Below are 10417 nucleotides of genomic sequence, written 5' to 3'. Positions count from 1 at the left end.
CCTCATACCCCGCGATGACCCCCCGTTGCAGATCCACGATCGGCTGGAAGAACAGCACGGGTTCGTCGGGATCGGCGAGAACCCGGCGTAGGTCGGGCCGGTCGTCGCCACGCGTCCCACCCCCGTCGCTGTTCTTCGACCGGCCGGGGGGACCCGCCCCACCGGCCGCGGGCAGCGTCCTGCCCTCGGCCGCGCCGCCGGGCGAAACAGCCGCGTCGCCGACATCGGGGCGGTCGCTGGACGGAGGTCCCGCGGGAATCCGCTGCCGAGTAATCATGCGCCGTGCACCCCCCTCGCATCGAAGCACGTCGCACCTGTCCTGTAAGTGATTTTCTTACCATCCGGCCGCGATGCCGGGTGCGAGTACCGTCCGGAGTTGTGAATCCTGCGCTCTTTTGTGCGACCAGCGGGTGGCGGTCGGATTTCCGTTCATCGTCCTTCCCGTGCCCTCGGCGCAAGATCGGCGGTTTCTGGGCGCCGGAGGCGTCGTTCATCGTTGATCCGTCGCCAAAACGGTCATTGCTCGCCAGGATTTTCGGGTGCCGACGCGAGGCGTGCGAGTAGTCCGAGTCGGCCGATGGAAATCAATCCAGCAACAACGGGGGTGAACTTTATTCGGCGAGGTGGTGCGCTACGATTACTCAAAGTGATCGAATGTGGAAGTGTGGGTGGCGTTCCGGGGGCGAGGTTAGGCTGAGGTAGTGGTATAGCTACCGTTCGCAGTTATTCGGGGGTGATTCGCGGCCGTTCGGGAGTACGATGACGGCCGCCGGGGCGGTGGCCCGTCGTGAGCGGACCCGTGCGGACCCGTGCGGACCCGCGCCGGATCGGCACCGGTCGGGCGGTCCAGGCCGGGTGGGACCGCTGCGGGGCCGCGGTCGGCCGCTACAGTCGGCCCATGAGGCTTGCAGTGATCGGCGGTGACGGGATCGGCCCCGAGGTGGTGGCGGAGGGGTTGCGGGTGCTGCGCGCGGTACATCCCAAGGTCGACATGACCGAATACGACCTGGGTGCCCGGCGCTGGCACGAGACCGGGGAGACGCTGCCCGACTCGGTGCTGGAGGAACTGCGCGGTCACGACGCGATCCTGCTCGGGGCGGTCGGTGATCCCGGCGTGCCCAGCGGTGTCCTCGAGCGTGGCCTGCTGCTGCGGCTGCGGTTCGAATTCGACCATCACGTCAATCTCCGGCCGGTGCGGCTCTATCCGGGAGTCCGCTCGCCGCTGGCCGGCGATCCGGCTATCGACATGATCGTGGTGCGGGAGGGCACGGAGGGGCCGTACGCGGGCGCGGGGGGTGTGCTCCGGAAGGGGACGCCTCACGAGGTGGCGACCGAGGAGAGCCTCAACACCCGGTACGGCGTCGAGCGCGTCGTGCGCGACGCGTTCCGGCGGGCCGATCGACGCGAGCGTCGCCACCTGACTCTCGTGCACAAGAACAACGTGCTGACCAAGGCCGGCGACCTGTGGTCGCGCACCGTGGCCGAGGTGGCGCCCGAGTTCCCCGACGTGCGCGTCGACTACCAGCACGTGGACGCGGCCTCGATGTTCTTCGTGACCGATCCGGGCCGGTTCGACGTCGTCGTGACGGACAACATGTTCGGCGACATCATCACCGACATCGGCGCGGCCATCACCGGCGGGATCGGCCTGGCCGCCAGTGGCAACCTCGATCCCTCCGGTGCCCACCCGAGCATGTTCGAGCCCGTGCACGGCAGCGCCCCGGATATCGCCGGCAGGCAGCTCGCCGACCCGACAGCCACCGTCGCCTCGGTGGCGATGCTGCTCGATCATCTCGGCCACGCCGAGGAGGCGGCGAAGGTCGAGGCCGCCGTCGCATCCTCCCTGGCGGATCGTGCCGCCGCGGGAGCGGCCCAGCTGTCGACCCGGGGACGCGGCGAGGACCTCGCCGCGCGGGCGGCGGGCTGAGTCCTCGCCACCCCGGTCCTCGCGCCACCCCGCCACGCCACCGGTGGAGGCCGGATGGTTGATCGCCGCGGGGGCCCTTCCGGTCCAGGTGCGTCGTGGTTATCCTCTACGGGAGCCGTAGATCCGGTAAGACGGCAGCCGACAGGGCCCCACCACGGCGAAGATCGGCGGATTCGTCATCTCCTGTTCGCTTCGTCGTACTTTGGCCTGGAGTCGCCGTGCCTATCACCCCAACCTCGAAGATCTGGATGAGTGGAGAGTTCGTCGACTGGGACGACGCCCGCATCCACGTGCTCAACCCGACCCTGCACTACGGGTGGGGTGTGTTCGAAGGCGTCCGCTGCTACGAGACGGCCCAAGGGCCCGCCGTGTTCCGGCTGACGGACCACATCGCCCGTCTCTACCGCAGTGCCAAGATTTATGTGATGGAGCCGTCCTTCACGCCGGAGCAGGTCGTCGCGGCGACGAAGGAGACCATCGCGGTGAACGACATCGCCTCCTGCTACATCCGGCCGCTGATCTACCTCGGTTACGGTGAGATGGGGCTCAATCCGTTGCCTTCTCCTGTCGAGGTCATGATCGCGGTGTGGCCGTGGGGCGCCTACCTCGGCGAGGAGGCAGAGGAGAACGGCGTCCGCGCGATGATTTCCTCCTGGAAGCGGAACGACCCGAACATCACGCCGCCGGCGGCCAAGGCGTCCGGGCAGTACCTCAACTCGTCCCTGGCGAAGGTCGCGGCGGTCAAGGCCGGTTACGACGAGGCGATTCTGACCAGCCCCAATGGCCACATCGCCGACGGCACCGGGGAAAACGTCTTCATCGTCTCCGGACGCAAGGTCATCACTCCGCTCCTCACGGACGGTCCGCTCGGTGGCATCACCCGCGCCTCGATCATGAGGATCGCCGCCGATCAGGGGTACGAGGTGATCGAGCAGCACATCGTGCGCACCGACCTCTATCTGGCTGACGAGGCGTTCTTCACCGGCACGGCGGCCGAGATCGTGCCGATCGTCGAGGTGGATGACCGGCAGGTCGGGAGCGGGAAGCCGGGCCCCGTCACCCGGGAGCTGCTGGAGATCTTCCACCGCGCGACCCGGGGGGAACTGGACCGATACCAGGAGTGGAACGAGTTCGTCCAACAATAACGCCGTGGCCGGCGTCGCGGGCGTTCGCGCGTTGCCCCGCGTCCCGGCCAGGGTCGTGAGCCCGGCCCCGCGTGGCCAGGCTCTCATAATGCCCACGCCGAAGCATCGTGTGCTCTGGTCAACACGGCCGGCGGGGCCTACCGTCGCGAGTAGCAGTTTTCACGAATGCACAAGCGTCGGGAGGGCGTCGTGCGGGTTTCGGAGGCTATGAGCTCCCTTGTTCTCATGATCGGCCCGGGGCACACGCTTCGCCAGGCGGCGAGGCTGATGGCGGCGCGCAAGGTGGGTGCCGCGGTCGTCCACGATGCGGACAGTGAGGGCTACGGGATCCTGACCGAACGGGACGTTCTGCGATCGATCGCCGCGGCTCAGGATCCGGATGTCGAGATCGCGGGCGACCATCTCACCCGCGATGTCGTCTTCGCGGATCCGGAGTGGTCCTTGGACGAGGCGGCTGCCGCGATGCTGCGGGGCGGTTTTCGGCACCTTATCGTGACCTCGGGCGGTGGCGTAGCCGGAATTCTCTCCATGCGCGACGTGGTACGTTGCTGGAGTAACTATCATGTTACGGTATGATATCTACCGTGTCGTACGCCGGGGATGCTTGCGGTCTGCCGCCGAATCCGATCCCGTCGTCCGGGGTAGCTGGGGAACATGAGGCAGGCGGACGGCGCTACGGTCACCGCATGCACGACAACGAGGCGGTCGCCCTGCTCCGAGCGACCACGCTGCTGAAGGAACTGCAGGAGGAGGACCTGTTGCGGCTCGCCACGCGAGCCGTCACGCGACGTTTCCGGCGTGGACAGGTTGTCTTCACGGAAGGTGAGCCCGCCGACACTCTTCTGGTGGTCGCCTCCGGGCGGTTGAAGGTGCTCACGAAGGCCGATGACGGCCGTGATCACGTTTTGAACATTGTCGGGCCACGGGAAACCCTGGGAGAACTCAACATCGTCGAAGGGGGTACCCGGTCCGCCGGCGTTGAGGCGCTCGAACCGAGTACTGCGCTGGTTCTCGACCGCACCGCGGTCTGGGAACTCGTGCGGGAACGGCCGGCCGTCGCCGAGCAGCTCATCCGAGCACTGGTGGCGCACGTGCGACGCCTCACCGGAGCGAATGCCGACCTCGTCTTCCTCGATCTGCCGCGACGCGTGGCCAAGTTGCTCCTGCTGCGGATGCGGGAGGCGGGGCGTCCAATGATCGAACTCGGCCTCACGCAGACCGAGATCGCCTCGCTGCTCGGCGGTTCCCGCCAGTCGGTGAACCAGGCGTTGCGCGAGTTCGAGCGGAGGACCTGGATCCTCTCGGAAGGTCAGACCATCACGATCCTGCAGGTCGACCGGCTACGCCGGTTTGCGGGGGACTGAGATCCTCCGCTGTGGCGCACGCCACATCCGTCACATGTCGGGCCTGTTACATCGTAGGCTTGTCACCCGGCGGCGAACCCGTCTCCGTCGCGCGCTTCGGTCGCTGACCCCTGGGGCCGGGCGCGTGGCGGCCCCAGGTTCCCGAACTCTGCTCGGTTCGGCGTGCCGGAGGTTGTCCGGACCGCTCGGCTCGGCCGGGGCGGAACGGCCCAAGATCCTTGCGGAGGGGCGCCCCGTGCGGCCATACGATCCCGATTCCCTGCACATCTATGACACGACATTGCGGGACGGTACCCAGCAGGAGGGGTTGTCGCTCTCGGTCGGCGACAAACTCGCGGTGGCCCGTCACCTGGACGATCTCGGTGTCGGTTTCATCGAGGGCGGCTGGCCGGGATCGAACCCGAAGGACGCGGAGTTCTTCACCCGGGCGCGCGGCGAACTGAACCTGACGACCGCCGTGCTGACCGCCTTCGGGGCCACCCGGCGGGCGGGCCGCGCCGCCGCGGACGATCCCCAGGTGGCGGCGCTTCGGGACGCGGGGACCTCGGTGGTCTGCCTGGTCGCCAAGTCGGATCTGCGCCATGTCGAACGTGCCCTGCGCACCACCCCGGCCGAGAACCTCGCGATGATCCGGGACACCGTCGTGCATCTGCGCGCGGAGGGAAAGCGGGTCTTCGTCGACGCCGAGCACTTCTTCGACGGCCATCGGGTGCATCCCGCCTACGCCCTTGAGGTCGTCTCCGTTGCGGCCGAGGCCGGTGCCGAGGTCGTCGTGCTGTGCGACACGAACGGCGGCATGCTCCCGGCGCGGATCGGCGCGGTCGTCGCCGATGTTCTCGCCACGACCGGCGCCCGGCTCGGTATCCACTGCCACGACGACGCCGACTGCGCGGTCGCGAACACTCTGGTGGCGGTGGAGGCCGGCGTCACCCACGTGCAGGGCACCGCAAACGGCTACGGCGAGCGGTGCGGGAACGCCAACCTGCTGAGCGTCATCGCGGGTCTGGAGACCAAGTTGGACCGGGCCGTGCTGCCGCCCGGGCGGCTGCGTGAGCTCGTCCGGGTCTCCCACGCGATCGACGAGGTCACCAACTCCGTGCCCGACCCGCACCGGCCGTACGTCGGGGCCAGCGCCTTCGCGCACAAGGCCGGCCTGCACGCCAGCGCCGTCAAGGTCGATCCGGACCTGTACCAGCACATCGACCCGGCGGTCGTGGGCAGTGACATGAGGATGCTGGTCTCGGAGCTCGCCGGTCGGGCGACCATCGAACTGAAGGGCCGTGAGCTCGGCCTTGACCTGTCGAACCAGCGTGAGGCGCTCGGACGGGTGGTGGACCTGGTCAAGGAGCGGGAGGCGGCCGGGTACGTCTACGAGGCCGCGGAGGCCTCCTTCGAACTCCTGCTGCGCGACGAGGTGGCCGGCCGGCAGCGGTTCTACACCCTCGAATCCTGGCGTGTCATCGTCGAGCAGCGCCCGGGCGGCGAGGTGGTCAGTGAGGCGACGGTGAAGCTCACCTCGCACGGCGAACGCCACGTCGCGACGGCGGAGGGGAACGGACCGGTCAACGCTCTCGACACGGCACTGCGCAACGCGCTGGAGAAGGCATATCCGGGGTTGGCCGATCTGGACCTGGTGGACTACAAGGTTCGGATCCTCGACGGCAAGCAGGGGACCGGCGCGGTGACCCGGGTCCTGGTGGGAACCAGTGACGGCCGCGAGTGCTGGGACACGATCGGCGTGGACGAGAACATCATCGCCGCCTCCTGGGCGGCCCTGGAGGACGCCGTCGACTACGGACTGCGGCGGCAGGGAGAGCGCCCAGACCCGGACGCGGCCTGACGCCGGGCCCCAACCCCCGGGAGCGGCCCCGCCCGGGCGTGGGTGCTCCCGTTGTACCGCCCGCGGAGCAGCCCGCCGCCGCGGGCCGGGCCGCCGGCTACGTGTGGTCAGTCCTGCGGGATCTCCTCCCACCACTGGCACCACCAGTCGCCGCCGACCAGAACGCGTAGCTTCGGGTGCCAGCAGTAGGTGATGTCCTTGTCGGCGTCCAGGTAGTACAGGCAGTTGTCGCACCGCTCGTCGCCGTTGGGTTTACCCCGCAGGATCGCGTCTTCGGCCAGGTGGCCCAGTTTGACGCTCAGTTCCTCGTCGATCGGCTTCGGCTCGGGTGCGCCGACATCGTAGACGGGGGTGGTGTCGGTCTCGCTCACCGTTTTCCTTTCCCTTTCCTCTGCCGGGTAACTTGCCGGGCAGCTCCGCGGTGATGTCGGCCGTCCGCGTCGGATCTGGTCAGTACGGGACAGCGGGAGCGGGTGGCTGCCATCCGCTGGTGGACCAGGCGCGGGTTCCAGCCTAATTCTCGGTCACTCGTCACCGTTCTGGCGAACTTGATCAGGCCCGGCCGTGGTCATGTCGGTCATACGAGTCATACCCGCGGTGTGGCGGGGCCGCCCACCGGCCGGTCGGGTCAGCTCCTTCCGCGGGCTCGGTACGGTCTGGGGGTGCGTATCGCGAGGTTTACCGATGGTTCGGAGCCTGGGTTCGGGGTCGTGGAGGGGTCGATCGAGTCGGGTACGGCCGTGATCTCCGGCATCACCCCGCATCCGTTCGGTCCGTTCTCCTTCACCGGCGTCCGCCGGGGGCTCGGCGACGTGCGGCTGCTCGCTCCCGTGCTGCCGAGCAAGGTGCTCTGCGTGGGCAAGAACTATGCCGACCATGTCCGGGAGATGGGCGGTGACACCCCGCCCGAGCGTCCGATCCTCTTCCTCAAGCCCTCCACCAGCGTCGCCGGCCCGGGCGATCCGATCACTCTTCCGTCGGACAGCGAGCGGGTCGACTTCGAGGGCGAGCTGGCGATCGTCATCGGCCGGCTGTGCCGTGACGTCCCGGTGGAACGGGCCTTCGAAGTGGTGCTCGGCTATACCTGCGCCAATGACGTGACCGCTCGCGATCAGCAGAAGGCGGACGGCCAGTGGACCCGGGCCAAGGGCCATGACGCCTTCTGCCCCCTCGGTCCCTGGATCGAGACGGATCTCGACCCGGCGGATCTGACCATCCGCACCACCCTGGACGGCGAACTGCGCCAGAGCTCCCGAACCGGCCTGCTGCTGCGCGACGTCCCCTCGTTGATCGCCTACATGTCGTCGGCCATGACGCTGCTACCCGGCGACGTGCTGCTGACCGGAACGCCCGCGGGCGTGGGGCCGATGTCACCGGGGCAGACGGTGGCGGTGACCGTCGAGGGCATCGGGACGCTCACCAACCCGGTAACGGCTCGCTAGCGCCCGCGGCGCGATCCTCCGCCGGGTGACTGCCGGTCGGGTGGCTGCCGGTCGTTCCCGATGCCCCAGCCACGGGACGTGACGGGGATGACCGGCGTGCATCGGCGCCCCGGCGCGCTGATGTGCTGTCTGCATGAGGTACAGTAGGCAGCGCCCGAACAGGGCCCATGGGGTATGGGGTAATTGGCAGCCCAACGGATTCTGGCTCCGTTAGTCTAGGTTCGAGTCCTGGTACCCCAGCTGCACCAGATCTGCCGCTCGGTCGAAACTGGCCGCTATACTGTACAGTGTGACACGCGCGTAAGCGCGTAAGTAAGAACCAGAGTCTTGGCCCCGTCGTCTAGCGGCCCAGGACGCCGCCCTCTCAAGGCGGTAGCGCCGGTTCGAATCCGGTCGGGGCTACACAGCGGTTTTATCTTCGATTCTTCGCAGAGGACGAGAGCTACGCCCTCGCACCAAGACGGACCATCGATGGCCCTCGGATTCCTCGCCGGGGGCCATCGTCATGTCGGGCGCGATCCGGGCCTACCGCACAACCTCGAACCGCAGCATGGCCGCGGGGTGGCGGGCCATCGTGCACGCGCGGCAGCCGCAGGACGCCGGGCCTCCGCGGCCGTGGACCACTTCGATCTCGGTGTCCGGGGTCGAGGCCACCAGGCGTAGCTGGGGGCACGCGACCCGGGCCATGACGGCGGTCAGCGCGGGATCGTCGGTGGCACCCGGCTGCGGCGGGCTGATCCGACCCACGGTCGACGGGGCGATCGCGGAAGCGGTCGAGGCTGTCAGGGCCACTGGGGCTGTCAGGGCCACTGGGGGCACGGTGTCCTCCTCCGTGGGGGGCTGTCTCGGGGCCACCCCGCGGACCACAGCCTGGCGGGGAGGGCGAGGTCCGCGCCATGCTCCGTTGAGCCCGGTACCAGGTGGTGCAGATGGCCTAGTCAAACCTGGGCACTGTCGCCATGCGACACCACCCTTGACAACCATGGTGCTCCAGCACCGGATCGGTACAAACTTGCGCGGATGTCCACCGTCAGTCCATCGGCACCCGAACGCGCACGGCGTCGGCATGGTAGTGCGCACGTGGGGCGCGCCGCCCGCCATGCTGGTCGGCTGCGCCCGCCGGGATCGGCACCGGAGCAGGTGGACGTCCTGCCGGGAGTCGCCCGGCGCATCACCTCGCTGCTTCCCCAGGGCCGCGGTCTTCCCATCGAGGACTGGACGGCCCGTCACACGTTGATGTGCCTGGTGCTGGCGATACACCTGCCGGTCATCGTCTGCTACGCGATCTGGCGCGACCTGAGCCTCGTGCACGGCTTTCTGGCGGCCAGTCTGCCGGCGCTGCTGTTCGCCTCCGCGGTGGTGCCCGGCCGCCGCCGGGTCCGTGCCCTGGCCGCCAGCCTCGGGCTGCTGTGCTGTTCGGTCGTCCTCGTCCATTTTTCGAGCGGCCTCACCCCGATGTACTTTCACTTCTTCGTGGTCGTCGCATTGATCGCGCTCTACGAGGAGTGGACCGTCTATCTGCTGGCGATCGCCTTCGTGTTCGTCGCCAACCTGGCGATCGGCAACATCATTTCGGCCGACGGGGAGCTGCTGGACAACGCCTGGCTGGTGGCCGGCCTGCATGCCGGCTTCATCTTCGCTCTTGCCTGCGCACAGATGGTCTTCTGGCACTACAACGAGCAGTCCCGCCGCCGGGTGGAGCACTACCGGCAGCAGCTCTACGAGGGTCAGCAGAGCCTGATGGCCCGGTTGGAGGAGACCGACAGGATCCGCAGCGACCTGGTCGCGACGGTGTCGCACGAGTTCCGCACGCCACTGACCGGTATCCGCGGAAACCTGCTGACCATCAAGCGCCGTCGCGACCGGCTCTCGGACGCCCAGCTCGACGATCTGCTCGATGCGGCGGTGAACTACTCCGATCGCCTCTCCCGCCTGCTGGAGAACATGCTCACGGCCGCCACGGCCACCGGCACGGACGAGACCACCATCGCCGATCTGCCGGAGGTCGTCCGGCACGTGCTCGCCACGCTCTCGTACACCGGGTCGCCGAGCAGCGTGACGGTGGATCTTCCGCTGGAGCTGCCGGTGCGGATGGCCCGACAGGCCCTCATCCAGGTGGTCGCGAACCTCGTCGACAACGCCCTGGTGCACTCCTGGCCGGGAGCGCCGGTACGGCTCATAGCCGGCCGGGTGGGCGACGAGGTCGTCCTGCGCGTCCGTAATCCCGGGCCCGATCTCGACCCCGACACCATCCGCCAGCTCTTCGAACCGTTCACCCAGCGGGACGGCACGGCGACCCGCCCCACGGACGGGGCCGGCATGGGGCTCTACGTCGTGCGACGCCTCGTCGAGGTACACGGGGGACGGCTGCGGATGTCCTCGGAGAACGGCGAGATCATCGTCGAGGTGGACCTGTGGGCGGCGACCGGCCTGGCGGCGCTCGCGCCGGAGCCTGAGGCGGAACTGCCGGTTCCGATGCCCCTGCCGCGCAGTATCCGGGTCGACGAGGAGCCGGGTAAGCCACGGCTTACCGGCGGGCCGCTCGCTGGTCCCCGGGACGACATCCGCTCGTTGCCCATGGACCGTCTCGGCTGAGCGGGGCGGGAAGACCGTTCCTCGTGCCGGGCTGATCCCCGTGCCGGGAAGGCGCCGGGACCTGCCCAGGCGGCGGCCCGATGGTCAGGCGTTCAGTTCTTGGC

General features: G+C 68.7%; 9 protein-coding genes, 2 tRNA genes and 1 pseudogene. 9 read left to right on the top strand and 3 right to left on the bottom strand.

Annotated elements, in window-relative coordinates; all coding sequences use genetic code 11:
- Window positions 1-277, bottom strand: a pseudogene (locus tag AC08OP_RS14010) (EAL domain-containing protein); the annotation flags it as partial.
- Between the two features lie 621 nt (window positions 278-898).
- Here AC08OP_RS14010 and AC08OP_RS14005 point away from each other — a divergent pair.
- The 5 genes from AC08OP_RS14005 to cimA all read left to right on the top strand — a co-directional run bounded on the left by AC08OP_RS14005 (window position 899) and on the right by cimA (window position 6276).
- Window positions 899-1927: a 3-isopropylmalate dehydrogenase gene (locus AC08OP_RS14005; RefSeq protein WP_476614593.1), complete on the top strand. Its 1029-nt coding sequence runs from the start codon at window positions 899-901 to the stop codon at window positions 1925-1927.
- Window positions 1928-2145: 218 nt separating this feature from the next.
- Window positions 2146-3072 carry a branched-chain-amino-acid transaminase gene (ilvE, locus tag AC08OP_RS14000; RefSeq protein WP_476598548.1) on the top strand — a complete coding sequence of 309 codons (927 nt, stop codon included), beginning with the start codon at window positions 2146-2148 and terminating at the stop codon, window positions 3070-3072.
- Between the two features lie 189 nt (window positions 3073-3261).
- On the top strand, window positions 3262-3648 hold the full coding sequence (locus AC08OP_RS13995) for a CBS domain-containing protein (protein WP_476614592.1): 387 nt from the start codon (window positions 3262-3264) through the stop codon (window positions 3646-3648).
- Window positions 3649-3758: 110 nt separating this feature from the next.
- Entirely contained in the window at window positions 3759-4436 is a 678-nt protein-coding gene (locus tag AC08OP_RS13990) for a Crp/Fnr family transcriptional regulator (protein WP_476614591.1), read from the top strand.
- A 235-nt stretch (window positions 4437-4671) separates the two neighbouring features.
- A complete protein-coding gene (gene cimA / locus AC08OP_RS13985) occupies window positions 4672-6276 on the top strand; it encodes a citramalate synthase (protein WP_476598542.1) in 1605 nt (534 codons plus the stop codon).
- A 107-nt stretch (window positions 6277-6383) separates the two neighbouring features.
- On the opposite strand, the gene AC08OP_RS13980 is transcribed toward cimA, so the two are convergent.
- Window positions 6384-6647, bottom strand: a complete 264-nt coding sequence (locus AC08OP_RS13980) for a hypothetical protein (protein WP_462186127.1) — start codon at window positions 6645-6647, stop codon at window positions 6384-6386.
- Window positions 6648-6938: 291 nt separating this feature from the next.
- Here AC08OP_RS13980 and AC08OP_RS13975 point away from each other — a divergent pair, with 291 nt between their 5' ends.
- From AC08OP_RS13975 to AC08OP_RS13965, 3 genes are all read left to right on the top strand, one after another.
- The gene (locus AC08OP_RS13975; protein ID WP_476614590.1) at window positions 6939-7718 is read left to right on the top strand and encodes a fumarylacetoacetate hydrolase family protein; all 780 of its coding nucleotides are present in this window, start codon (window positions 6939-6941) and stop codon (window positions 7716-7718) included.
- Between the two features lie 168 nt (window positions 7719-7886).
- Window positions 7887-7958 (top strand) — tRNA-Gln (locus AC08OP_RS13970).
- An 89-nt stretch (window positions 7959-8047) separates the two neighbouring features.
- Window positions 8048-8120, top strand: a tRNA-Glu gene (locus AC08OP_RS13965).
- Between the two features lie 123 nt (window positions 8121-8243).
- On the opposite strand, the gene AC08OP_RS13960 is transcribed toward AC08OP_RS13965, so the two are convergent.
- Window positions 8244-8537 (bottom strand): hypothetical protein, encoded by a 294-nt coding sequence (locus AC08OP_RS13960; RefSeq protein WP_476614589.1) that lies wholly within the window; start codon window positions 8535-8537, stop codon window positions 8244-8246.
- A gap of 201 nt (window positions 8538-8738) precedes the next feature.
- Between AC08OP_RS13960 and AC08OP_RS13955 the strand changes: the two genes are divergently transcribed.
- Window positions 8739-10313: a sensor histidine kinase gene (locus AC08OP_RS13955; protein WP_476614588.1), complete on the top strand. Its 1575-nt coding sequence runs from the start codon at window positions 8739-8741 to the stop codon at window positions 10311-10313.
- The last annotated feature ends 104 nt before the right edge of the window (window positions 10314-10417 follow it).

The organism is Frankia sp. CeRuru1, from assembly GCF_977966315.1.
This window is presented reverse-complemented; position numbering and strand designations above follow the sequence as displayed.

Excerpts from the sequence above, each read along its gene's own strand:
- AC08OP_RS13955 (WP_476614588.1), top strand. The coding sequence starts at position 8,739 with ATGTCCACCGTCAGTCCATCGGCACCCGAACGCGCACGGCGTCGGCAT.
- AC08OP_RS14005 (WP_476614593.1), top strand. The coding sequence starts at position 899 with ATGAGGCTTGCAGTGATCGGCGGTGACGGGATCGGCCCCGAGGTGGTG.
- AC08OP_RS13990 (WP_476614591.1), top strand. The coding sequence starts at position 3,759 with ATGCACGACAACGAGGCGGTCGCCCTGCTCCGAGCGACCACGCTGCTG.